This is a genomic window from Curtobacterium sp. NPDC089185 (genome assembly GCF_040685235.1).
GTDB lineage: Bacteria > Actinomycetota > Actinomycetes > Actinomycetales > Microbacteriaceae > Curtobacterium > Curtobacterium citri.
This window is the reverse complement of record NZ_JBFBHK010000007.1, coordinates 1-23,074: the sequence shown is the minus strand read 5'-3', so window position 1 is coordinate 23,074 and position 23,074 is coordinate 1. Positions and strand designations below refer to the sequence as shown.

At 72.9% G+C, this 23,074-nt stretch carries 26 protein-coding genes; 7 read left to right on the top strand and 19 right to left on the bottom strand.

The window, feature by feature from the left end; genetic code table 11:
• Positions 1 to 98: 98 nt before the first annotated feature.
• From AB0N84_RS09365 to AB0N84_RS09285, 17 genes are all read right to left on the bottom strand, one after another.
• Complete coding sequence (locus AB0N84_RS09365) at positions 99 to 1,274, bottom strand: flagellar hook protein FlgE (protein ID WP_069710977.1); 1,176 nt, start codon at positions 1,272 to 1,274, stop codon at positions 99 to 101.
• A 55-nt stretch (positions 1,275 to 1,329) separates the two neighbouring features.
• The gene (locus AB0N84_RS09360; RefSeq protein ID WP_069710978.1) at positions 1,330 to 1,761 is read right to left on the bottom strand and encodes a flagellar hook capping FlgD N-terminal domain-containing protein; all 432 of its coding nucleotides are present in this window, start codon (positions 1,759 to 1,761) and stop codon (positions 1,330 to 1,332) included.
• A 22-nt stretch (positions 1,762 to 1,783) separates the two neighbouring features.
• Entirely contained in the window at positions 1,784 to 3,175 is a 1,392-nt protein-coding gene (locus AB0N84_RS09355) for a flagellar hook-length control protein FliK (protein ID WP_363545760.1), read from the bottom strand.
• Positions 3,176 to 3,180: 5 nt separating this feature from the next.
• Positions 3,181 to 3,939 carry a C40 family peptidase gene (locus AB0N84_RS09350; RefSeq protein WP_363545527.1) on the bottom strand — a complete coding sequence of 253 codons (759 nt, stop codon included), beginning with the start codon at positions 3,937 to 3,939 and terminating at the stop codon, positions 3,181 to 3,183.
• On the bottom strand, positions 3,936 to 4,367 hold the full coding sequence (locus AB0N84_RS09345; RefSeq protein WP_069710981.1) for a hypothetical protein: 432 nt from the start codon (positions 4,365 to 4,367) through the stop codon (positions 3,936 to 3,938). Before AB0N84_RS09345 ends, AB0N84_RS09350 begins: the two co-directional genes overlap by 4 nt.
• A complete protein-coding gene (locus AB0N84_RS09340; protein ID WP_289459123.1) occupies positions 4,367 to 5,698 on the bottom strand; it encodes a FliI/YscN family ATPase in 1,332 nt (443 codons plus the stop codon). The genes AB0N84_RS09345 and AB0N84_RS09340 overlap by 1 nt, the downstream gene beginning before the upstream one ends.
• Positions 5,695 to 6,333: a hypothetical protein gene (locus tag AB0N84_RS09335; RefSeq protein WP_363545522.1), complete on the bottom strand. Its 639-nt coding sequence runs from the start codon at positions 6,331 to 6,333 to the stop codon at positions 5,695 to 5,697. The genes AB0N84_RS09340 and AB0N84_RS09335 overlap by 4 nt, the downstream gene beginning before the upstream one ends.
• Positions 6,326 to 7,375 (bottom strand): flagellar motor switch protein FliG, encoded by a 1,050-nt coding sequence (gene fliG, locus AB0N84_RS09330; RefSeq protein WP_083263635.1) that lies wholly within the window; start codon positions 7,373 to 7,375, stop codon positions 6,326 to 6,328. Before fliG ends, AB0N84_RS09335 begins: the two co-directional genes overlap by 8 nt.
• Complete coding sequence (gene fliF / locus AB0N84_RS09325) at positions 7,372 to 9,048, bottom strand: flagellar basal-body MS-ring/collar protein FliF (RefSeq protein ID WP_363545519.1); 1,677 nt, start codon at positions 9,046 to 9,048, stop codon at positions 7,372 to 7,374. The genes fliG and fliF overlap by 4 nt, the downstream gene beginning before the upstream one ends.
• Positions 9,048 to 9,386: a flagellar hook-basal body complex protein FliE gene (gene fliE / locus AB0N84_RS09320; RefSeq protein ID WP_363545516.1), complete on the bottom strand. Its 339-nt coding sequence runs from the start codon at positions 9,384 to 9,386 to the stop codon at positions 9,048 to 9,050. Before fliE ends, fliF begins: the two co-directional genes overlap by 1 nt.
• Positions 9,386 to 9,781 carry a flagellar basal body rod C-terminal domain-containing protein gene (locus AB0N84_RS09315; RefSeq protein ID WP_069710986.1) on the bottom strand — a complete coding sequence of 132 codons (396 nt, stop codon included), beginning with the start codon at positions 9,779 to 9,781 and terminating at the stop codon, positions 9,386 to 9,388. The genes fliE and AB0N84_RS09315 overlap by 1 nt, the downstream gene beginning before the upstream one ends.
• Positions 9,778 to 10,122, bottom strand: coding sequence for a flagellar basal body protein (locus AB0N84_RS09310; protein ID WP_069710987.1), 345 nt, complete (start codon positions 10,120 to 10,122; stop codon positions 9,778 to 9,780). Before AB0N84_RS09310 ends, AB0N84_RS09315 begins: the two co-directional genes overlap by 4 nt.
• 240 nt (positions 10,123 to 10,362) lie before the next feature.
• Positions 10,363 to 10,698, bottom strand: coding sequence for a hypothetical protein (locus AB0N84_RS09305; RefSeq protein WP_363545511.1), 336 nt, complete (start codon positions 10,696 to 10,698; stop codon positions 10,363 to 10,365).
• The gene (gene fliS, locus AB0N84_RS09300) at positions 10,688 to 11,164 is read right to left on the bottom strand and encodes a flagellar export chaperone FliS (protein ID WP_363545508.1); all 477 of its coding nucleotides are present in this window, start codon (positions 11,162 to 11,164) and stop codon (positions 10,688 to 10,690) included. The genes AB0N84_RS09305 and fliS overlap by 11 nt, the downstream gene beginning before the upstream one ends.
• A gap of 11 nt (positions 11,165 to 11,175) precedes the next feature.
• Positions 11,176 to 12,576 carry a flagellar filament capping protein FliD gene (fliD, locus tag AB0N84_RS09295; protein ID WP_363545505.1) on the bottom strand — a complete coding sequence of 467 codons (1,401 nt, stop codon included), beginning with the start codon at positions 12,574 to 12,576 and terminating at the stop codon, positions 11,176 to 11,178.
• 95 nt (positions 12,577 to 12,671) lie between these two features.
• Positions 12,672 to 13,565, bottom strand: coding sequence for a flagellin (locus tag AB0N84_RS09290; protein WP_363545502.1), 894 nt, complete (start codon positions 13,563 to 13,565; stop codon positions 12,672 to 12,674).
• Between the two features lie 124 nt (positions 13,566 to 13,689).
• Positions 13,690 to 14,505 carry a sigma-70 family RNA polymerase sigma factor gene (locus tag AB0N84_RS09285; protein ID WP_363545499.1) on the bottom strand — a complete coding sequence of 272 codons (816 nt, stop codon included), beginning with the start codon at positions 14,503 to 14,505 and terminating at the stop codon, positions 13,690 to 13,692.
• A 458-nt stretch (positions 14,506 to 14,963) separates the two neighbouring features.
• Here AB0N84_RS09285 and AB0N84_RS09280 point away from each other — a divergent pair, with 458 nt between their 5' ends.
• The 6 genes from AB0N84_RS09280 to AB0N84_RS09255 all read left to right on the top strand — a co-directional run bounded on the left by AB0N84_RS09280 (position 14,964) and on the right by AB0N84_RS09255 (position 20,314).
• On the top strand, positions 14,964 to 15,449 hold the full coding sequence (locus AB0N84_RS09280; RefSeq protein WP_363545496.1) for a flagellar protein FlgN: 486 nt from the start codon (positions 14,964 to 14,966) through the stop codon (positions 15,447 to 15,449).
• Between the two features lie 7 nt (positions 15,450 to 15,456).
• The gene (gene flgK / locus AB0N84_RS09275) at positions 15,457 to 16,872 is read left to right on the top strand and encodes a flagellar hook-associated protein FlgK (RefSeq protein ID WP_363545493.1); all 1,416 of its coding nucleotides are present in this window, start codon (positions 15,457 to 15,459) and stop codon (positions 16,870 to 16,872) included.
• Positions 16,873 to 16,874: 2 nt separating this feature from the next.
• On the top strand, positions 16,875 to 17,756 hold the full coding sequence (locus AB0N84_RS09270; RefSeq protein ID WP_363545490.1) for a flagellin: 882 nt from the start codon (positions 16,875 to 16,877) through the stop codon (positions 17,754 to 17,756).
• Positions 17,753 to 18,121, top strand: coding sequence for a flagellar assembly protein FliW (locus tag AB0N84_RS09265; protein WP_363545487.1), 369 nt, complete (start codon positions 17,753 to 17,755; stop codon positions 18,119 to 18,121). Before AB0N84_RS09270 ends, AB0N84_RS09265 begins: the two co-directional genes overlap by 4 nt.
• A gap of 282 nt (positions 18,122 to 18,403) precedes the next feature.
• Positions 18,404 to 19,318, top strand: a complete 915-nt coding sequence (locus tag AB0N84_RS09260) for a hypothetical protein (RefSeq protein ID WP_363545484.1) — start codon at positions 18,404 to 18,406, stop codon at positions 19,316 to 19,318.
• 72 nt (positions 19,319 to 19,390) lie between these two features.
• Positions 19,391 to 20,314, top strand: a complete 924-nt coding sequence (locus AB0N84_RS09255; protein WP_363545481.1) for a hypothetical protein — start codon at positions 19,391 to 19,393, stop codon at positions 20,312 to 20,314.
• 147 nt (positions 20,315 to 20,461) lie between these two features.
• On the opposite strand, the gene AB0N84_RS09250 is transcribed toward AB0N84_RS09255, so the two are convergent.
• Positions 20,462 to 21,430: a beta-ketoacyl-ACP synthase III gene (locus AB0N84_RS09250; protein WP_069710998.1), complete on the bottom strand. Its 969-nt coding sequence runs from the start codon at positions 21,428 to 21,430 to the stop codon at positions 20,462 to 20,464.
• Between the two features lie 57 nt (positions 21,431 to 21,487).
• Positions 21,488 to 21,880, bottom strand: coding sequence for a ChaB family protein (locus tag AB0N84_RS09245; protein WP_363545476.1), 393 nt, complete (start codon positions 21,878 to 21,880; stop codon positions 21,488 to 21,490).
• Positions 21,881 to 21,978: 98 nt separating this feature from the next.
• On the opposite strand from AB0N84_RS09245, the gene AB0N84_RS09240 reads away from it, so the two are divergent.
• Positions 21,979 to 22,950: an aldo/keto reductase gene (locus tag AB0N84_RS09240; RefSeq protein ID WP_363545473.1), complete on the top strand. Its 972-nt coding sequence runs from the start codon at positions 21,979 to 21,981 to the stop codon at positions 22,948 to 22,950.
• Positions 22,951 to 23,074 lie beyond the last annotated feature (124 nt).

Here is a 23,074-nt window from a genome sequence, read left to right as displayed (position 1 = left end):
GACGGGAGGCACCCCGCACCACGGAATCCCGTGGCGCGACGTGCCTCCCGTTGTGCAGACCGCGACCCGCCCGACCGACGCGATCAGCCCGACCAGCCCTACCGCTTCAGGTTCGTCAGCTCCTGCAGCACCTCGTCCGAGGTCGTGATGATGCGCGCGTTCGCCTGGAACCCGCGCTGCGCCACGATCAGGTTCGTGAACTCCTGCGACAGGTCGACGTTCGACATCTCGAGCGTGCCCGAGGCGAGCGAGCCGATGCCGGCCGACCCGGGGACGCCGACGTTCGCGTTGCCCGAGTTCGCGGTCGCGCGGTAGCCCGACGCCCCGGTCTTCTCGAGGCCCGCGGGGTTGGCGAAGGTCGCGAGGGCGATGCGGCCGATCGCGAGCGAGGACCCGTTCGAGAAGGAACCGACGAGCGTGCCGTCCTTCGAGATGGAGTAGCCCTGCAGCGAGCCGGCCTCGTGGCCGTTCTGGGACGAGATCGACGCGGTGTTGAGCGTCGCGAAGCCGGACAGCTGCGTCATGTCGACGGTGATCCCACCCACCTGCATGGTCTGGCCGCTGGTGATCTTGCCGTCCGCGCCGAAGGTGATCGCGCCGGTCGCCGAGGTGCCCTGCCCGTTCGAGGCGGAGACGGACCAGCCGCCGGCGGTGCGGGTGTAGCCGAGCGACAGCGTGTGCTTGGTGCCGTACTGGTCGTAGACCGTTGCGTCGCGGTTCAGCGTCTGGCCGACGGCGGTGTCCGACGGCAGGTTGCCGCTGACGGTCGCCGAGCTCGTGGCGGTCGCCGGGGCGGCCGCGTCGACCGGCAGCATGATGTCGCTCAGGCCGCCGCCGTCGTTGACGACGCCGTTCGTGGCGGAGTAGCCCTGGACGATCTTGCCGTCGGCGGTGACCAGGCGGCCGTTCGCATCGAAGTCGAACGCACCCGCCCGCGAGTAGACGGTGTCGTTGCCGAGGCGCGTCACGAAGAACCCGTCGCCCGAGATCATCAGGTCGGTGGCCTTGCCGGTGGCCTGCGCCGAACCCTGGGCGAAGTTGGTCGAGACGCCGGCGACCTGCACGCCGAGGCCGATCTGTGCGGGGTTCGTGCCGCCGATGCCGGTCTGCGGTCCCCCGGCGCCCTGGGTCATCTGCGACAGGGTGTCCTGGAAGACGGTGGTCGACGACTTGAAGCCGACGGTGTTGACGTTGGCGATGTTGTTGCCGGTGACGTCGAGCATCTGCTGGTGCGAACGGAGACCGGAGATGCCGGAGTAGAGCGAGCGGAGCATGGTGCGACCTTTCGTGGAAGGAAGACGAGGTGGGGAAGAGGGAGGAGGGAGCGGGTCAGGCGGACTTGATACCGGAGATCACGTCGAGGTCGACCTCCTTCCCGTTCACGGTCACGGTCGGCACGCTCGCGGCGTACGACACCGCGGTGGCGGTCCCCGAGACCGCGGTCCCGGTCGTGGCGTCGGTGTAGCTGACCTGCTTGCCGACGAGGTTCGCGGCGGCCATGCGCATCTGCAGCGAGAAGTTCTCGTTGGCCGTCGTGGTCTGGTTGCTGACCTGTTCCATCATCGCGAGCTGCGTCTGCTGGCTGATCATCTGGTTCGTGTCCATCGGGGACGACGGGTCCTGGTTCCGGAGCTGCGTGACGAGCAGCTTCATGAACACCTCGGAGTCCATCGTCTGGGACTTCTTCGCGCTCGCGGTCTGCGCGACCGCGGCGGCCTGGGTGGCCGCGTCCACCGATCCGGTGATGCCGTCGAGGGGCATGGTGGTCCTCCTTCGGTCCGCGTCAGGCGAGGACGTCGAGTCCGACGGATCGGACGGTGGTCGGGCGGGTGGTGACCGGTGCGGTCGTGGTGGGGCGGGCCTCCGGGCCGGCTTCCGGTCGGAAACCTGCGGGGGTCCGCCGGTCGTCACGGCCGGGCTGCGCGTCGGGGTGGTTCTGCGACGACAGGTCGAGCGTGGTCACGACCGCGCTGCCGGCGGCGTCGCGGCGCAGGTCGGGCAGTACCTGGCGGACCGCGTCACGGCCCGCGTCCGACGCCGCGAACAGCTCGACGTGCATCCCGTGCGCGGTGACGTGGGCGCGCACCGTCACCGGACCGAGCGCGTCGGGCGAGACCTGCACGGTCACGACGTGCTCCCCCGGACCCGCCTGCGCGAGGGTGAACAGCGGACGTGCGAGCTGCTGTGCGAGCGGGGCCGGAGCGTTCGCCGTGGCGGCACCGGCGACGGTCGCCGGCGCAGTCGACGCCGGGGTGGGGACCACGAACGGCGTCTCGCCGCCGCGGGTCGGGAGCACGGCCGGGAGGCCCGCGTCGCCCTGCCCGGTCGGCCCGCGGTCCGCCCCGTGGCCGGTCCTGCCCCCGGTGGCCGGTCCGGTCGACACGACCGGTGCACCGGTGGTCGCGGCCGTCGCCGCCGGGGCCGGCTGGCCCGGACGGACGGCCTCCGCGGCGTCGCGCTGCGGGGCGGCGACCGGGACGCCGGCACCCGGCGTCGGGGTCGCCGGGGCGGCAGTGAGGGCGGGTGCACCGGCGGGGGCGTCTTCCGGGGTCGGGGTCGCCGGACCGACCGGCTGCGCCGCGAGGGCGCGTCCGGGCACCCCGGTCGCGGTCGGGAGGGGGCTGCTCGTCGCGGCTCCGCTCGCCGCCGGGGCGGTGCTGCTGCTCGGGGTCGAGGGCACGGGCGCCGGGACCACCGACGCGGTACCGGCGCTGCCGGCGACGTCCTCCGTGGTGGTCCGGCCTGCGGCGGGCACGGCGAGGGCGGCGACGGACGACGCGTCGGCGCGTGCCGGGGCGAGGGCCGTGGCCCCCGCCGCGGGGGCGGTCGGCGCGCCCGTCGCGGGAGCAGCGGCGTCGACGGGCACGGTCGGCACCGGGGTCGGGACGGGCAGCGCCCCGAGCAGGGCCGGGTCGACGAGCGAGGCCGACACGGCGACGGTCGGAGCGACGACGGCCGGAGCGACGACGGCCGGGATGACGACGGCGGGAGCGGTCGTGGTGGCGTCCTCCGTGCCGGAGCGATCCGGGCCGGGCTGCTGCGCGCAGTCCGCTCCGGTCCCGGTGACGGCGGCGAGGGCGGCGTCGAACGGCACGGACGACGTACCCGCACCGGACTGCGCGCCGGCGGGGCTCGCGGGAGCGGCGGGGCGTGCGGGAGGGGCCGCGATCGTCATCGTGCTCACGCGGCGCTCCCCGATCGCATCATCGACAGCAGGGCCGCCGTCTGCAGGTCCGTCGCGGACTGCAGCGCGGTCGCCGACGATGCCGCCGGGACCGCCGCGGGTGCGGCCGCCTCGCTCGGCACGATGCGACGGATGGTCGCGATGTCCGAGTCCTTGTACCAGTTGTCGACGATGCGGACGTCCTTGCCCGGACGCGGTGCGTGCAGGACCTTGCCGTCGCCGACGTAGATGACGATGTGCTGCTCGCCCTTCGGGATGATGAGGTCGCCGGGCTTCGCCTCCGCGAGCGATCCGACCGGCACGCCCATGTCCGCCTGGTCCGGCACGACGCGGGGCATGGTGACCCCGAGGTCCTTGAACACCGTCTGCACGAGGCCCGAGCAGTCCATCCCGGAGCGGCTCTCCCCACCGAACACGTAGGGCACCCCGAGGTACTTCTTCGCGGCGGCGACCACGTCGGACCCGGTGGCGCCGCTGCCGGTCGCGAGGGTGCCGCGCCCGGCGTCGACCGAGGTCGCGGGGGCGGCGGTCGCCGGTGCCGTCCCCGCAGCGGTCGCCGCGGCGGACGCGCCCCCGGGAGCGGACGCGGTGGCGAGGGCGTCGGCGAACGCGCCGGTCGACGCCTCGGTCGAGGCGGTCGAGCCGGTCGTCGAGCCGGTCGTCGAGCCGTTCGTCCGGTCGGTCGTCGGTGCGTGCAGGGCGTCGATCTGCGTGCGGATCTCGGCGATCCGGGAGAGCACGGCGTCCACGCTCATCGGGCACCACCTTCCGTGCGGCGTCGTGCCGCGATCTCGTCGAGGGCGTTCTGTTCGGTCCGCAGGTCCTCGGCGGCCTGCTCCCGGTCGTGGTGCGCCTCGAGCTTCTCGAGCCCCAGGGCGGCACGCCGCGCGGTGTTGTACGTGGTCTGGGCCTCGTCGGCCTCGGTGCGTCGCGACCGCGCGACGGCGTCGAGCTCCTCGAGCATGCCCCGGGTCGAGGCGCGCGCGGCGGCGAGGGCACTGAGCGTCGCCGCGTCGGTCACCGCGCTGGTCTCCTCGCGGTCGGCGAGGTTCCGGCGGGCCGCGATCCGAGCGTCGGCGGCGTCCCGGACCCGGTCGTTGGCGGCGGCGAGGGCGGCCGCCGCGCGGTCCTGCTCGGCGTGCCGGAGGCGGAGGAGCCCGGCGAGGGGGAAGCGTCGGGCCATCAGGCGGCCACCCCCAGCCGTGCCACGAGGGCGTCGAGCGCGCGCCACGACGTGTCGGCGTCCGCCTGCTCGTCCATCCCCTGGCGCAGGAACGCGTCGATGGTGTCCTGGTGGTCCACGGCGGCGTCGACGAGGGGGTTCGATCCGCGCTGGTACGCCCCGACGTCGAGCAGGTCCTGGGCGTTCCGCCGGGCCGCCATCACCTTCCGGAGCGCCGTCGCCGCGGCGCGCTGCCACGGCTCGGTGACCTTCGAGGCGACGCGGGAGATCGACCCGAGGGCGTCGACCGACGGGAAGTGCCCGGTGACGGCGAGCTTCCGGTCGAGCACGACGTGCCCGTCGAGGATGCTGCGGGCGCTGTCGGCGATCGGCTCGTTGTGGTCGTCCCCGTCGACGAGCACGGTGTACAGCCCGGTGATGCTCCCGACGCGGTCGGTCCCGGCGCGCTCGAGCAGTCCGGCGAGCACCGAGAACGTCGACGGCGGGTACCCCCGGGTGGCCGGCGGCTCCCCCACGGACAGGCCGATCTCGCGCTGTGCCATCGCGACGCGGGTGAGCGAGTCCATCATGAGCACGACGTCCTGCCCGGCGTCGCGGAAGGACTCGGCGATGCGGGTGGCGACGAACGCGGCGCGCAGGCGCATGAGGGCCGGCTCGTCCGAGGTCGACACGACGACGATCGAACGGGCGAGCCCCTCGGCGCCGAGGTCGTCCTCGAGGAACTCGCGGACCTCGCGCCCGCGCTCCCCGACGAGGGCGATGACGTTGACCGCGGCGTCGCTGCCGCGGGCGATCATCGACAGCAGCGACGACTTGCCGACGCCGGACCCGGCGAACAGGCCCATGCGCTGCCCGCGTCCGACGGTGGTCAGGGTGTCGAGGACCCGGACGCCGAGCTGCATCGGCGCGTCGATCCGGGTCCGCGCCATGGCGTTCGGGGTCGGGTGGTCGAGCGGCACCCAGCCGTCGGTGTCGAGCGGCCCGCGGTCGTCGATCGGCCGGCCGAGGCCGTCGAGCACGCGCCCGAACAGCCCGGCACCGGTCGGCACGAGCACCGGACGACCGGTCGGACGCACCGGGGTCCCGGCGGTGACGGCGACGAGGCGGCCGAGCGGCATGCACCGGACACCGGTGGCGTCGGTGGCGACGACCTCGACGGCGGTCTGCGGGCCGTCGTCGGCACCGACCGTGACGACGTCGCCGATGCGGGCGTCGAGGCCCGCGACGGTGAGCCCGAGGCCAACCGCACTGGTGACGACGCCGACGCGCTGCGGGCCGGCCTGCGCGACGGCCTCGTCGAGGCCGCGCGGGCGGAGGAGCGTCGCGGTCACCGGGGCACCCCGAGGGCGTCGCGGGCGCGGTCGAGCGCGGCGCCGAGCCGCGCGTCGAGCATCCCGTCCGGCAGGTCCACGACGGCGTCGCCGTCGCGGAGCGACGGGTCGCCGACCACCGGCACCGTGAACCCGGCGTCGGCCACCCGCGCCGCGTCGGCGGGGCTGACCCGGACGGCCAGGGCGACCGTCGCGTCGACCGCGGCGAGTGCGCGCCGGACGGTGGCCTCCGCACCGGGGGCGGGCAGCGCCTCCCGGCCGTCGTCGACACCGTCGGCCGCCGACCTGGCGGTGCGGACCGAGTACCCGACGACGGCCTCGGCGAGGTCGAGGGACGCCTGCACGAGCGACTCCTCCGCGTCCCGCAGGACCGGCACGACCTGCGACAGCAGCGCGGCGGTGGCGGCGTCGAGGACCTGCACGCGACGGACCGCCTCGGCGTGCAGCGCGGCGAGGCGCGCGGCGTGCTCGGCCTCGAGCCGGGCGCGGAGCGCGTCCGTCTCGGCCTGCGCGGCGCGGAGCCCGGCCGCGTAGCCGGCGGCGTGCCCCCGGACGTCCGCAGCGGCGGCGAGGTCGCGCGTGGTCGCGCTCCCGAGGACCGGGAACGCGACGCGCTGGACGACGGTGTCAGTCAACGAGCTCGTCCTCCTCGGCGCGGTGGACGGTGATCGTGCCCTGGGCCTCGAGCTCGCGGACGGAGCGGACGACCTCGGCGCGCGCCTCCTCGACCTGCGACACGCGGACCGGCCCCATGTTCTGCAGCTCGTCGTCGAGCACCGAGCGGTTGCGCTCGGAGACGTTCGCGCGGATGGTCTCGACGACCGGCGCGGGTGCACCCTTCATCGCGGTCGCGAGCAGCTTCGAGTCGATGCCGCGCAGCACCTGCTGGATGTCGCGCGACTCGAGCTTGACGATGTCCTCGAAGGTGAGCATCCGCGACCGGATGTCCTCGGCGAGCTCGGGGTCGCGCGCCTCGAGTCCCTCGAGCACGGCCTTCTCGGTCGCGACGTCGGAGCGGTTGATGATCTCGACCAGCGGCGCGATGCCGCCGACGACCTCGATGCTCTCGCGCGGCGACACGACCGCGCCGGCGCGCTGCCGCAGCACCCCGGCGACGATGCCGACGGCCTCCGGGGTGGCGGTGCCCATCGTCGCGAACGCCTGCGCGACGTCCGTCCGGGTGCGGTCGTCGACGCCGGCGAGCACGGCGCTGGCCTGCCCGGGCTTCAGGTGCGCGAGCACGAGGGCGATGGTCTGCGGCAGCTCCCCCTCGAGCAGGCTGACGACCTGGCCGGGTTCGGCGTCGTCGAGGAACTCGAACGACTGGCCCGCGAGGTTCGACGCGAGCCGGTCCATCACGCCCGCGGCGCGCTCGGACCCGAACGACGCCTCGAGCAGGCCGAGCGCGGCGTCCTTGCCGCCGCGCTTCTGCACGCGACCGCGCTGGGTGATGCGGTGGAACTCGGACATCGTCCGGTCCACGACCGTGTCGTCGACCCGACGCATGCGGACGATCTCGGCGGAGATCTCCTCGGCCTCGAGCTCGGTGAACTGCTTCATCACCTCGGCGGCGCGCTCGGTCTCCATCTGCATGAGGATGAGCGCGACCTTCTGCGAGCCGGTCAGGGCGCGGTCGGCGGTCCCGCCGCCCGCGGGGACCGGGACGAGGGCGCTCACACCGAGGTCCGGTCGTCGAGCAGGCCGCGGAGGAGGTCGGCCGTGCGCTTCGGGTCGCGCTCGGCGAGGGCGGAGATCTCCTGGCGGCGACGCTCGGCGCTGATCTCGTCGGTCGTGAGCACCTCGGTCGGGGCGTCGTCGTGCGGCAGGGTCGGCAGGGCGACCGTCGGCGCGTCGACGTCGCCGAGTGCCAGGTCGTCCTCGACGCCGAGCGGCAGCTCGAACGTCTCACCGGCGAAGGCGTCGAGCTCGCCGACGTCCACCGCCTCGCGGGACTGGCGGCGACCGCGACGGGCCAGGACGATCGCCAGCACGACCGCAGCGGCGAGGACCGCGGCGATGATGCCGGCCGTGCGGATGGTCGACCACATGGCCTGCTGCTGCTCGTCCTGCTGCTGCTGCTGCAGTGCCTTCGCGGCGTCCTTGGCGGCGGTGTCGTCGAAGTCCATCATCGCGACGCGGACCTGGTCGCCGCGGGTGTTGTCCGCTCCGGCCGCCGCCGACACGAGGTCGTTGATGCTCTGCAGGTTCGCGTTCTGCACCGACTGGGCACGGGAGTTCAGCGCGACCGAGATGGTCTGGCGCTGCACGCCGCCGGCCGGGATCTGCGTCGTCTCGGTCGTCTTGTCGACGGCGTTGTTCTTCGTCGCCGACTCGTTCTCGTAGCCGCCGTCGCCGGAGGCCGTGGTGCCGTTCGTGCCGTTCGCGGTGCCGTTCGGCACGGCGATGTTGTCCGGGCCGAGGACCCCGGTCGCACCCGCACCCGCGCCGGACCCGGAGCCGTACTGCTCCTTCGTGCTCGACTCGTTGAGGGCGACGGGGCCGCTCGTGGGCTGCGCGAAGCTCTCCGAAGTCCGGGTGCCGGACTCCTGGTTCATGGTCGCCGAGACGACCACGCTCGCGTTGCCCGGGCCGAGCGTCGTGTCGAGCAGGTCCTGGATCTTCTGCCGCGTCGTGGTGTCGTAGTCGGCGGCCTGGTCGGCGCCGCTGCCGGTCGCGCCGGTGCCGACGGCCGAGAGGGTCTGCCCCTTCTGGTCGACGACCGACACGTCGGTGGGCTGCATGCCCTCGACCGCCGCGCTGGTCAGGTGCACGATCGACTGCACCTGGTCCGTCGTCAGCTGGGTGCCGTTCTCGGTCGCGACGAAGACCGACGCGGTCGGGTCCTTTTCCTCGGACACGAACACGGTCTTCTCCGGGATCGCGAGCTGCACGGTGGCGGTCTTGACGCCGTCCATCGCCGAGATGGTCTTCGCCAGCTCGCCCTCGATCGCCCGCTTGTACGTGACGTCCTGCTGGAACTCGGAGCTCGTGACGCCCATCTTGTCGAGCAGCGAGTAGCCGCCCTCGTTCGACGACGGCAGGTTGTTCGACGCGGCCTTGAGCCGCTCCGAGTAGACCTTGTCCTGCGGCACGAGGATGGTCGCGCCGCCGTCCGTCAGCTGGAACGGCACCCCGTCGGTCTGCAGCTGGTCGGTGATCGAACTGGCGTCCGCCGCGGCGAGCCCCGTGAAGAGCGGCGCGTAGGACGCCTTGCCGAGGAAGCTCGCGAGCGCGACGCCGCCGAGCACCAGCGCGGCGATGCCGATGACGGCGATCGTGCGCTGTGCGGCGGAGAAGCCCTTGACGTAGCCCGTCAGGCGGGCCCACGCGTTCTGCATCGCGGCGGGCATCAGGCCTGCATCCGCATGATCTCGTTGAACGCGTCGACGCCCTTGTTGCGGACGGCGGCGACGAGCTCGAGGGTGACCTGGGCGCGCGTGGACGCGATGGTGGCGTCGTGGATGTCGTCGAGGTTGCCCGTGACGGCCTTGAGCGCGAGGGTCTTCGAGGTGCTCTGCAGCTCCTGCAGGCCGTCGACCGCGTTGGTCAGGCTGCTCGCGAACCCGTCCCCGGTCGCCGCGCCGGTGCCGGTGGTGCCGGTCGAGGGCGCGGTGCCGGTGACGTCGGTCCCGCCGAAGGCGCGGGTCATCGCGTTCGTGGTCACACCGTTCAGTGCGTCGATGGGCATCAGTTCTTCCCGATCTGCAGTGCCGCCTCGTAGGCGGTCTTCGCACGGTCGACCACGGCGGCGTTCGCCTGGTAGCCGCGCTGGGCCATGATGAGGTCCGCCATCTGCGTGCCGAGGTCGATGTCCGGCATCCGGACGTAGCCCTCGGCGTTCGCGAGCGGGTTGTCCGGGTCGTACGTCACGCGACCGGCGGCGCTGCCGAACGCGGCCCCCTTGACGTAGGCGCCCGAGGTGCCGGCGCCCTCCTGGACCTCGACGTAGCGGGCCTGGAAGGCGGAGTCGTCCATCGACCGGACGGTGTTGACGTTCGCGATGTTGTCCGAGATCGCGTCGAGCCACTTCCGGTGCACGGTGAGGCCGGTGCTCGCGATGCCGATCGCGTCGAAGGTCGTCACGAGTTGGTCCGCATCGCCGTGCGCAGGCTCGTGGCCTCGCCACCGACCGCCTGCGTCGCGAACTGGTACCGGAGCACGGTGTCGATGTTCGACAGCGTCTCCTGGTCCAGGTTGACGTTGTTGCCGTTCGTGTTCGTCGGCTCGAGGCTCCGCGCCGTCGTCGCCGTCGCGTGTCCGTCGCCGTGCACGATCGAGTCCGCGAGGGCGTCCTCGAAGCGGACCTTCTCGGCGCGGTAGTTCGGCGTGTTGATGTTCGCGATGTTGTTCGCGATGGTGCGCTGTCGCAGCGACAGGCCGTCGAGCGCACTCTGCAGCGCGACGCTCGTCACGGAATCGAACACGTGGGACCGGTCCCCTCGGTGCGCGACGTCGTCCGACGTCGCCGGGTTGGAGATGGCCGATCCGTGGCCGGGAGTGGTGAGCGATCCGTGCTCGAGGTGCGCTATCGACGGCGGCCGTCGGCGGCGTAAGCGCTCGCCCCGAACGGGGGGCCGGGTACGGTCCGGGTGCGCTCGCGCGTGGTCGGCGCGCGTCCTGCGACACAGCACGTGTCGATCGACACGCGCACCGCCGCGGTCCGGTCAGGCGGAGGCGTCCAGGTACACGGACCCGCGCGGCTCGTCGGTCGCCGCGACCCGGCGGAGCGCGCCGAGGTGCTCCAGCGTCCGCCGTCGCTCCGTCTCGAGGTCGGCGGCGCGGTCACGCTGCGCGGCGAGCAGCCGGGAGGCACGCCCCACCAGGTCGCGCGGCACCGGTCCCAGCCCGGTCGGCTCGGTCCACGTCGTGGTCGCGTCGGCGGACAGGTCGCGTTCGAGCGCGTCCAGCGTGGTCACCCAGGCGTCGTGGGCCGCGGCCTCCTGCTCGTGCGCTGGTGCCGACCCGGGCGCGGGCGCGGGCGCGGGCGTCTCAGGCGACACCGAGCGCTCCCCCGGTGCCGGTCGACACGGTCTGCGTCGCCGGCAGTGCCGCGGCGGCCTCGTGCCACGACTGCCGGAGCGGTTCGAGGATCCGGATGCAGTCCCGCGTCGCCTGCACGTCGCGGTGCACGTTCGCCGTGATGAGCGACGTGGACGCGTAGTTGTAGATCGCCAGCAGTCCCTCGCCGCCGTCCCACACGTCGATGCGGAGCGTCGAGGACAGCTCGCCGACGATGGCCTGCGCGTGCAGCAGCTGCTCGCGCGCGGTCTCCCAGTCGGACGTCGTCTGCGCGGCCTCGGCACGGTGCAGGTCGAGGAGCAGGCGGTCGTACAGCATGGTCACGAGCTGCGCCGGCGTCGCCGAGAGCACGGCCTCGTTCGTGTACTGCGCGCGACGCTGGTCGGTCACGGTGCGGGGCTGGGCGGCCTGCCGGAAGGCGGCGGACTGCAGGTCGAACGCGTTCATGGTCGTTCCCGTCACTTCGAGGTCGAGGTCGACGCCAGCTGGCTCGAGAGCCACGCCGACTGGGACTGGAGCTTGCTGAGGCTGGTCTCGAGCGCGGAGTACTGGGCCTGCAGGGTCGCGCGTCGAGCGGTGAGCCGGTCCGTCCAGTTGTCGATCTGCGTGGACAGGTCCTTCGCGACCGACTGCTGACCGGCGATGGAGGTCGTGATCGACCCGGTGTACTTGTCGGACGCCGCGGTCGCTGCCGCGCCGACGTTCGTCGCGATGCCGGACAGCATGGCCTGGGTGCCCTGCGGGTCGGTCGCGAGGGCCTTCTGGAAGACGTCCGGGTCGAAGGTGAAGCTGCCGTCCTTCTGGATGACGACGCCGATGGACGACGGCGACTTCCCGTTCACCGGTGTCGACATCGTCGTGGTCAGCCGCTGGACGGCGTCACGGGTGGTGGCGTCCCCGGTCAGGACGCCGGCCTTGGTCGCGGTCGTCCCGGTGGTCGGGCTCGTCGTGCTCGTCACGGCGGTGTTCGTGCCGTAGTACGACGTGATGGCGTTGAGGGCATCGACGAGTCCGGACGCGACCGCCTGCGCCTTGGTCGTGTCCCGGGCGACGGTGACCGTGACCGGGTCCGTGGTCGGCTGGGTGACCGTGACGTCGACGCCGGGCAGCAGGTCGCGGAAGGTGTTGGTCGCGCTGGTCACCGTCTGCGCGGCCGCGGTCCCGGCCCACAGCGTGACACTGGCGTCCCTGCCCTGGGTGACGACCGCAGCGCCCTGCTGGGTGAACACGTTCGTCGCGGTACCCGCCGTGACCTCGTCGGCGGTACCGCGGTACACCGAGAAGGCTCCGGCGGCACCGGTCGTCGTCGCGGTGAGCTGCAGGCGGTAGAGCTTGGTGCCGTCGGCGTCGGTGCCGGACGACACCCTGGTGGCGCTGACCCCGACGCCCGCCTTGTTGATCGCGGCGACGGTGTCGTCGAGGGAACCGGAGGCCGGGGTGACCGTGGTCTTCTTCCCGTCGGCGCCGACGATCGTGAGCGGTTCCGCCGCGGACGACCAGGTCGACATCGCCGCGGTGACACCCACGTGGGCCGCGGCCGTCGAGCCGACCTGGAAGGCGACCGATCCCGCACTGGCCGTCGTACCGGTCGTCGCGGTGACCCCGGTCGAGGAACTCGTGGCGCCGAAGACGTCGAGGGACGAGGCCTTGGCGGCGTCGCCGGCCTTCGTCGCGAGGGTCTGCACCAGCGAGTTGATCGTCTGCAGCGACGACACGAACGAGTTGGTGTCGGTGAGCTTGTTCTTGAGCAGGGTCTGCGGGACCTGCTCGACGGTCATCAGCGAGTTGATGAGGTCGGTGGTCTTCAGGCCACTGACGAGACCGTCGATCGCGAGGCTGTTGCCCGACACGGACGACATCGAGGGCTCCCTGGAGTCGGGTGGTGGTCGCGGTGGGTGCGGTGACGCCGCCGTCCGGGGGACTCGGAGTCCTCCGGACGGCGGCGTCGGTGGTGCTAGCGGAGGAGCGAGAGCACGCCCTGGGTGCTCTGGTTCGCCTGCGCGAGCATCGAGGTGCCGGCCTGGCTCAGGATGTTGTCGCGGGTGTACTTGACCATCTCCTGCGCCATGTCGACGTCGGTGATGCGCGAGCTCGCCGCGGTCAGGTTCTCCTTGGCCACGTTCGTCACGTTGATGGCGTGGTCGAAGCGGTTCTGGACCGCACCGATGTTCGAACGAGCAGCGGACACGTTCTTGATCTCGGCGTCGATCTTCGTGATGGCGTCCTGCGCGCCGGCGTTGGTCGAGAAGTCGAGCTTCGCGGCCGTGCCGTCGGCAGCAGCGTCCACCGTCAGGTTCGACGCGATCTTGCTGACGTTCGCACCGCTGAGGTCGACGACGATCTTGCTGGAGTCGTCACCGTTGGCACCGACCTGGAAGGTCAGCTTGCCGTCAGCGGTCGCGGCGCCAGCCGTGGACGTCGCCGCCTTGCCGTCGAGCAGCTTGATGCCGTTGAAGTTCGTCGAGTCCGCGATGCGGCCGAGCTCCTGCTGGAGCTGCCCGACCTCGGTCTTGATGGCGTCACGCGACGTCTCGTTGTTCGAGTCGTTACCGGCCTGGACGGCCAGGTCGCGCATGCGCTGGAGGATCGAGTGGGTCTCGGTGAGGCCACCTTCAGCGGTCTGCACGACGGAGATGCCGTCCTGTGCGTTGCGGGCGGCGACCGTGAGGCCCCCGACCTGCGACTTGAGCCCCTCGGAGATCGTCAGGCCCGAAGCGTCGTCGGCGGCGCGGTTGATGCGGAGACCGGTCGAGAGCTTCTCGAGGGACTTCGACAGGTCGTTCTGCGTCGCGTTGAGGTTCCGGTACGTGTTGAGTGCCGAGAGGTTGGTGTTGATGGACATACCCATGGTGGTTTCCTCCGTGAATCCTTGGGTGGTGGTGACGTCTGCCCGTCCGTGGGCTGACATCCGGGACTCTCGGCCGTCGGGCCGAGGTCGTTAGGGGATCGGCGAGATTTCCCTCGCCGAAGGGCTAGCCCGCCGCGACGGCCGTCGGTGCGGAGGCGTCGTGCACGGCCCGCGCGACACCGGCGGCGGCGTTCGCGGCGACCCGGGCGAGGTAGGCGCTGCGGCGGGCGGCGGTGGTGCGGGAGACCGGCTCGACCGCGGTTCCGTCGCCGTAGTGCTCGGCCAGGCCGTCGCGCAGGAGCCGCATCGCCTCGGAGCGCTGCTGCGACACGGCGGAGTGCGTGATGCCCAGCTCCGCGGCCACCTCGGTCACCGAGCGGTCGCCGAAGTACACGTTCTCGACGACGTACCGCATGCGCTCCGGCAGCGCGGCGACGGCGGCGCGCAGGTAGCGGCGCTTCTCGGCCTCGAGCAGGTCCTCACCGGGGAGCGGCTGGTCGGTCGCCACCGTGTCGTGCACGGTCTCGTCGATGGGGCTGACGGTGCGGGCGGCGTCGGCCATCGCGGCGGCGGCGGTGTCGCGGTCGACGCCCATGGCATCGGCGATCTCCTGGACCCCGACCGACCGACCGAGCCGGGCGGACAGCGCCTCCTGCGTGGCGAGGGTCTCGCGGATGCGCTTCCGGGTGCCGCGGGAGGCCCAGTCGGCGGAGCGCATGTCGTCGGCGATCGCGCCGTTGATGCGAGTGCGGGCGTAGGCGCCGAACGGCACGCCGAGGTCCGGGTCGAACGACTCCGCGGCGGCGACGAGCGCGAGGGATCCGACGGCGGCCAGGTCGTCGCGGTCGAGGTGGGTGGCACGCGCCCGTACGTCGGCGACGATGTAGCCGACGAGCGGCAGGTGCTCCACGATCATCGCGTTGCGTGCGTTGCGGTCCATGTGTGTTCCCCTGGTCGACCTGCTGACTGACCCGTCCGTGGGCACGACGGACACCGGCCCTCGGGAGGCCGGCGCGGTCGTCGAAGAACCACCCGGATCCTCCGGGCGGTGCGTCCCGCGTCCCTGCGACGCGGTGCGGGGTGTCCCCCGCGGTGCGGTTCGAATGTATCGGCTGGGAAAGTCCCCGGGGAGGCTGGGAACGTCCCCAGTGCGGGGGGACGACGGGCCAGAGCGGTCCGCACTTCGGCGGACAACCGCCCCGGAACCGCCGAGATTGTCCCCCGATCTGGGTCCGGAACGGCCGGACGGGAGGCCCGGCTCGGCCGGGTCCGGATCGGCGCGCTGTCCGGAAGCCGCTTACGTCGCGCCCCGCCGGACCGATAGTCGTCGGTGTCCACCGGAAGGCGGACCGGAACGACCCGAACGTCGCCGACACCGAACCCGTACCGGGAGGAGCCATGAGCGTGAACGACCTGTCCGCCGTCCTCTGGCGCGAGCGCGAACTGCTCGAACTGCTGACGTTCAAGCTCGAGGAGGAGCAGCTCCTGCTCGCCGCCGGCCGCTCCCGCTGGGTCTCGCACGCCAGCCGTGAGGTCGAGCAGGTCCTCGAGCGCCTCCGCAGCACCGGCCTCGAGCGGGCCGCGTCGAGCGCCGCCGTCGCCGAGGAGTGGGGCGTCGACCCCGATGCTCCCCTGCGCGACGTGGTCGCAGCCGCGCCGAACGGCCCCTGGGGCGAGATCCTCGCCGCGCACCTGACGGCGATGGTCGAGCTGACCAGCCAGATCGGCGCGCTCCGCGACGAGAACGACCGCTTCCTCCGCACGGCCGCCCAGTCCACCGAGGAGACCCTCGCCGGGACCGTGACCGACCCCGCGACGTACGACGCGTCGGGGAGCTCGGGCTCCCGCGCCGACGGTGCCCGCCTGTTCGAGGGGACCCTGTAGCACCGTGGTGAGCACCTTCGGATCCCTCGCGACCGCCTACTCCGGCCTGACCGCCGCACGCGCCGGCATCGACGTCACCGGGCAGAACATCGCGAACGCCGGCACCGTCGGCTACACCCGCCAGCGCGTGACGCAGTCGTCCGTGCCCGCCGTGCAGACCGGCTTCGTCCGCGGCACCGCGGCCCTCGCCGGGCAGGGCGTGTCCGTCGACGGCATCGCGCGCCTCGGCTCCCTGACCCTCGACGCCGGGGTCCGCGCCGCGACCGGATCGTCCTCGTGGGCGCAGACCCGGGCGACCGCGCTGTCCACGCTCGAGGGCGGCCTGCAGGAACCCGGGAAGAACGGCCTCGCGACGAAGCTCGACGGCTTCTGGTCGTCGTGGGGCGACCTGGCCGCGCACCCGGACGACCCCGGTGCCGCGTCCGCCGTGATCGCCGCGGCGTCCACCGTCGCGAGCACCCTCGCGGGCGGTTCGCGGGCCGTCGACGACCAGTGGACCACCGTCCGTGCCACCGCCGCCACCCAGGTCGGCCAGCTCAACGACACCGCCGCGCAGGTCGCGGACCTCAACGGGAGGATCCGGGCGACGCTCGCCGGCGGCGGGAACGCGAACGAGCTCCTCGACCAGCGCGACCAGCTGACGCAGCAGATCGCGGGCCTCGCCGGCGGCACCGTCCGCACGAACACCGACGGCACGGTCGACGTGCTGCTCGGCGGCAACCCGCTCGTGCAGGGTGACACCGTCCGCACCGTCGCCCTCGAGGGCGGCGCACGCCTCGCCGACGGGCAGCCCGTCACCCTGCGGTGGACCTCCGGCAGCGCCGGCACGGTCGGCCTCGACGGCGGGTCGATCGGCGGGGCGCTGACCCTGCTCGCACCGGCCTCCGGCGGCACGGGCGGCGCACTGGCCGAGGCGTCCGCGTCCTACGACCGGGTCGCGACGCAGCTGGCGTCGACCGTCAACGCGACACACGCGCAGGGGACCACCCCCGGTGGCGTCACCGGAGCGCCGTTCTTCGCGCTCGCGACGGGGACCCCGGCCGCACGCGGCCTGTCGGTCGTCCCCACGGACGGCAGCGGCCTGGCGACGCGGAACGCGGCGGGGGAACTCGACGACTCGTTCGCCGACGCGCTCTCGCGACTCGGGTCGGTCGCCGGAGGTGCGGACAGCACCTGGGCGACGTTCGTGGCGGGGGTGGGCAGCGCCTCCCGGACGGCCGCATCGGAGACGACGCTGACCGGACTCGCGCTCACCAGCGCCCGCACGCAGCAGCAGTCGGGTGCCGGAGTGGACCTCGACGAGGAGAACGTGAACCTGCTCAGCTACCAGCACGCCTACCAGGGGGCGGCGCGCGTCCTCACCGCGGTCGACGAGATGCTCGACACGCTCATCAACCGCGTCGGCATAGTCGGGAGGGGCTGACCGTGATCACCCGAGTGACCACCCAGATGACCATGGCGGCGGCCGGCGAGCGTCTGCAGGCGAACGCCGCACGCGTCGCCGAGGCGACCCAGCGCGCCACCACGCTGCAGGCCATCGCGAAGCCGTCCGACGACCCGGTGGGCACCGGTGCCTCGATGCAGGTGCGGAAGGAGCAGGCAGCCGCCGCGCAGTACACGCGGAACGCGGACGACGCCGTCGGCTGGCTCGCCACGACCGACAGCACTCTCGGCAGCGCGTACTCCGTGCTGACGAAGGTCCGCGACCTCACCGTGCAGGCCGCGAACTCCGGCACGATGGGCGACACCGACCGCGACGCCCTCGTGACCCAGTTCCGTGCCCTCAAGGCCGACCTCGAGGCGACCGCCAACACGAAGTACGGCACCCGCTCCGTGTTCGCCGGGTCGTCCACGGCCGCTGCCGCGCACACCGACGACGCCGGGTGGGCTGCCGCCACCACCGCGGTCACGCGCCGGGTGGGCGACGACCGGACCATCCGCGTCGACACCTCCGGCGCCGCGGCCTTCGGCACCGGGGACACCTCGGCCTTCGCGGCGATCGACCGCATCGTGGCGGACCTCCAGGACGGCGTGAACGTGAACCCCAGGCTGAACGACCTCGACACCGCGATCGACTCGGTCCGCGCCGCACAGGCCGACGTCGGGGTCCGGCACGCCGCCGCCCTCGCCGCGCAGGACACGCTGAAGACCGCCTCGGTGTCGCTCGAGAACCGCCGCGCCGGGATCGAGGACCTCGACCTCGCCGGGGCCGTCCTCGACCTCCAGGTGCAGCAGACCACCTACCAGGCAGCCCTCGCCGTCACCGCGAAGGTCCTGCAGCCGACCCTGATGGACTACCTCCGATGAGCATCGACCTGACCTTCCCCGTCCCACCGTTCGGGCTGTCGCCGGAACCCGTCTTCGCGCTCGCCCCGGTCGAGGGTGCCGAGGGGCTCTTCGCGCTCACCGGCGGCGACGCCCGGCTCTACCTGCTCGACGCGGCCGTGCACCTGCCGGACTACGCGCCGGAGCTGACGGACGAGCAGGCGACGACGATCGGGCTGACCGACGCCGCCGACGCGATGCTGCTCGTCGTGGCGAACCCCGGCGCGGACGGGACGACCGTGAACCTGCTCGCGCCCGTCGTGGTGAACGGCCGCACGGCGGTCGGCGCGCAGTTCATCCTCGAGGACCAGGACCTGCCGCTGCGCGCGGAGCTCGCCCGGCGGTAGCGCGCGGCGTCGCGGCGTCGCGGCGCTCGGCGCGCGGCGCTGCGTCGCACGCGTTCTGCGACATCGCGCACGTCGATCGACACGTGCAACGTCGCTTCCTGCGTCCGCATCGGATGCGCGTGCATCGTTCGACATGCCGCGCGTCGATCGACGTGTGCCGTGTCGCATGATGCGCGGGCATCGGCAGCGCATCGTCCTGCACAGGACGCCGTTCGGTCATCGTTCCCCACCGGCAGCGCCGTCGTCCTGCGGCGCCGCTCTCCCCGCCGCCAGGCTCGGAGCATGACCGAGGCAGACGACATCGACCTGGTGCGGACGGCGCACCTGCCCAGCGCGGAGCGACGCGCACTCGAACGAGCGACGGCGCGTGGCGAGTACGAACGGATCCGCCCCGGGGTCCTCGTCCGCCGCGGGAGCACCACCGGGCTGCGACCGGATCAACGGCACGTGCTGCTCGTCCGCGCCTCGCTCCCCCGGCTCCGCCCGCAGGACCGACTCAGCCACGAGTCCGCCTGTGCCGTGCTCGGCCTCCCCGTCGTGGGCAGCTGGCCGTCCCGCGTGCACGTGGCGGACCTGTCGGCCGACGGGACGCGCGTGAGTGCGTGGTTCGTGCGGCACGGCGTCGCGAGCAGGCCGCCGTCCGGCCACCGGGACCACCGGGGACTCCTGACGACGTCCCCGGCGCGGACGGCGGTCGACATCGCCTCGAGCCGCCCGCTGCTGCTCGCACTGCCCGTGCTCGACCACGTCCTGCGGTGGCGGTGCGCCACGACCGAGGACCTCGGTCGTGAGGTCGGACTGCTCGGGCCGAAGGGTCGGTCGAAGGCGGCGTCCGCCGTGGCGATGGGGTCGCCGCGCTCGGACTCGCCGGCGGAGTCGATGTGCCGCGTGCGCTTCCGGCTGCTCGGGACGCCGGAGCCAGAGCAGCAGCACGTCTTCTCGCGGCCCGGAGAGCGCACCGCCGTGGTCGACTTCTGGTTCCCGGACCACGGCGTCGTCGTCGAGGTGGACGGTCGCGCGAAGTACGGCACGGCCGCCGCCGACGTCGCCGCCGCGCACTGGCAGGAGAAGCAGCGCGAGGACTTCGTGCGCTCGTTCCCCGAGGTACGGACGGTCGTCCGGGTGGTGTGGACGGACCTCGTGGAACCGGAGCGGCTGCGCGTCAAGCTCCTCCGGGCGGGGGTGCCGTGCTCGTGAGACCCGCCTCCGCGGTGCCGCCGGCCGAGGATCCCGGAGGAGTTCCCACCGCCCGGGCGTACCGTCACCCGCATGGCCCGACAGCACAACGACGGGGCGATCGTGCCGATGCCGCCCGCCCCGGTCCAGTCCGACTCCCGCGACGACCGGACCCCCACGCCGGACGGTCCCGGCGGGTGGACGAAGATCCTCGACCGCGTCATCGCCGTCCAGCGCCCCGTGGTCGTCGCGCACGTGAACGCCCTGCGCCGCCGGCACCCGGACGCGAGCCCGGCCGAGATCGTCCAGATCCTCGAGCGGCAGTACCTGACCGCCGTCACGACGGGTGGTGCCGCCGTCGGTGCGAGCGCGGTGATCCCCGGCGTCGGCATGGTCGCGGCCCTGGGCCTGAGCGGTGCGGAGACCGTCGGGTTCCTCGAGACGACCGCCCTGTTCGCACAGTCCATCACCGAGGTGCACGGCATCGCCCTCGACGACCCGGAGCGGTCGCGCACGCTCGTGATGGCCCTGATCCTCGGCGCCCCGGGGACGCAGCTCGTGAAGCAGCTCGCCGGCCAGGCCGCCGGTGGCCCGGCACGGAACGCGTTCTGGGGCGAGATGGTGACCTCGACGCTGCCGAAGCAGGTGGTCAGCGGCATCGGGGGCAAGGTCCGCGACCAGTTCATCAAGCGCTTCGCCGCCCGCCAGGGCACGTCGGTGCTCGGTCGTGCGCTGCCGTTCGGGATCGGCGCCGCCGTCGGTGGGCTGGGCAACCACGCCCTCGGCAAGCGGGTCATCCAGGCGTCGCGCGAGGGCTTCGGCCTGCCGCCGCGCCACTTCACGGTCGTGCTCGAGGCGAAGCCGACGAAGGACCGGAAGGCGTCGGACAAGACGGACCAGGCGAACAAGCCGGACAAGTCGGGCGACCGCGAACGCCGTGCGCTGCCGTGGCGTCGGAAGGACCGCGACGACGAGGACCTCTGGGCGGAGACGCCGCGCCGCGACGACCGCGACTGACGACCGGCCGAGCCCAGCCGAGCACAGCCCGGCCGAGCCCAGCTCGACCGCACGCAGCCCGTCCCGACCCATCGAGCCGCGCGCTGACCGACGGGAGGCGCGGTGCCAGCCGGCACCGCGCCTCCCGTCCGTCAGCGGATCACGCCGTCACGCACGCCGCTTCGGCGTCCGCACCACCTGCCCGGCGTGCGCGAACCCGCCCCCGAAGCCGAACAGCAGCGCCAGCGCGTCCTCGGGCAGCTCCCCGCGCTGCCACGCCTTCGACAGGCCGAGCGGCACGCTCGCCGCGGACGTGTTCCCCGACTCGACGACGTCCCGCACGACGTACTTGTCCGCTCCGCCGAGCGCCTCGGCCAGCGGCTCGATGATCCGCAGGTTCGCCTGGTGGAAGGCGAAGACCTCGATGTCGTCCATCGTGAGCCCCGCGGCCTCGACGACCGCACGGGCGTGCCCCTCGGCCTCGGTGATGGCCCAGCGGTAGATCGAGCGCCCCTGCTGGGTGAAGTACTCCGGGTCGCGCGTGACGAGCACGGCCTCGTTGAGGTGCGGCACGCTCCCCCACGAGACCGGCCCGATCTCCGCGGTGTCGGCGACGCCGAGCACGGCCGCACCGGCCCCGTCGCCGACGAGCACGCAGGTCGAGCGGTCCGTCCAGTCGGCGATGCTCGACAGCGTCTCCGACCCGATCACGAGCGCGGTGTCGGTGGCACCGACCCGGATCGACTGGTCGGCGAGGGCCATCGCGTACTCGAAGCCGCTGCACGCGGTGTTGATGTCGATCGGCGCGGGGCCGTTCGTCATCCCGAGCGCTGCGGCGACCCGGCCGGCGGTGTACGGCGACCGCTCCCGGTGCGTCGTCGAGGCCACGATGACCAGTCCGATGTCCGACGGCTGGAGACCGGCGTCGGCGATCGCGTTGCGGCCGGCCTCGATCGCCAGGGACACCACGCTGTCGTCCGGCCCCGCGATGCGGCGGGTCTTGATGCCGGTGCGGGTGGTGATCCACTCGTCGTTCGTGTCGACCATGGTCGACAGCTCGTCGTTCGTCAGGACACGGGAGGGCTGGTGGTGGCCGAACCCGAGGATCCGGCTACCACGGAGTGCTGGGGTGTTCATCCGCGGCACGCTACTCCCCCGACCGGACCGCTCATGCCGGGCAGGGCATGCACCGGCTCACTTCCGCGCGGCCGCCGTCGCCCGGTCGTTCGCGCGCTTGATGGCCTGCACGAGCTCGTCCTTGTCCATCGTCGACCGCCCGTGCACGTCGAGCCGCTTCGCGACCTCCATGAGGTGTGCCTTGGTCGCGTTCGCGTCGACACCGCCCTGGGTCTCCCCGGACCCGCGGGTGCCCGCTGCGCCGTCGTCGGACGGGCCGGAGGACTCCTTCTCCTCCCAGTGGTCACCGACCTTCTCGTACTCGTGCTTGACCGCGGCGAACGCCGTCCGGTGCGCTCGCTCGCCGGGGCCGTACGTCTCGTTCGCCGAGTCGAGCGTCTTCGCGAAGATCTCCTGCGCGTGCTCCGGCGACCGCTGCAGGGTGCTCGGGATCTCGTCCTTGGCCGGCATGGCGGCTCCTTCCGTCGGGACCTCCCGTTCTACGCCCCGCACGTGACCGGTACCCGCAGGGCCTGGTCCGCACACCGCGACGCGCGTAGACCGGAGTGATGGACTACACACACCTCGGACGGACAGGGTTGTCGGTGTCACGGGCGGTGCTCGGCACCATGAACTTCGGACCGGAGACCAGCGAGGACGACTCGCACGCGATCATGGACCGGGCGCACGAGCTCGGCGTGAACTTCTTCGACACCGCCAACGGCTACGGCGGCTCGGTGGGCAAGGGCGCCACCGAGGAGATCATCGGCCGCTGGTTCGCGAAGGGCGGCGGCCGGCGCGAGAGGACCGTGCTCGCCACGAAGGTCTACGGCGAGATGATCGACTGGCCGAACGGTGGCAAGCTCAGCGCGCTGAACATCCGGCAGTCCCTCGACGCCAGCCTCCGCCGGCTGCAGACCGACCACGTCGACCTGTACCAGTTCCACCACGTCGACCGGGCAACCCCGTGGGACGAGATCTGGCAGGCGGTCGACGTCGCCGTGCAGCAGGGCAAGGTCCTCTACGTCGGCTCCTCGAACTTCGCCGGGTGGCACATCGCCCAGGCGCAGGAGGCCGCCGCCCGTCGGGGCACGCTCGGCCTGGTCAGCGAGCAGTCGATCTACAACCTCGTCGTGCGCGACGTCGAGCGCGAGGTGCTGCCGGCCGCCCGCGAGTACGGCCTCGGCGTCATCCCGTGGTCGCCGCTGCAGGGCGGCCTGCTCGGTGGCGTCATCGAGAAGACCGAGAACGGGTCCCGCCGCCTCTCCGGCCGCAGCGCCGAGTACGTCGAGGGCCACCGCGACCAGCTCACCGCCTACGAGTCTTTCGCGAAGGAGCTCGGCCACACCCCGGGCGAGCTCGCCCTGGCGTGGCTGCTGCACCAGCCGGGCGTCACCGCGCCGATCACCGGCCCGCGCACCATGGAGCAGTGGGAGTCGGCGGTCCGCGCCCTCGACATCCGTCTCGACGAGGCGGCGCTGGCGCGCCTCGACGAGATCTTCCCGGGGCACCAGACCTCGCCGGAGGACTACGCCTGGTGAGTCGCTGACGCGACCGTCGGACGGGAGGCGCGGTGCGGGTCGGCAAGACCAGGGCGTCGCCCGGCTTGGCGAAGAAGAAAGGGGCGGGCTTGTCGGGATCGGCCCCCATTTCGCGGGCGTGGGC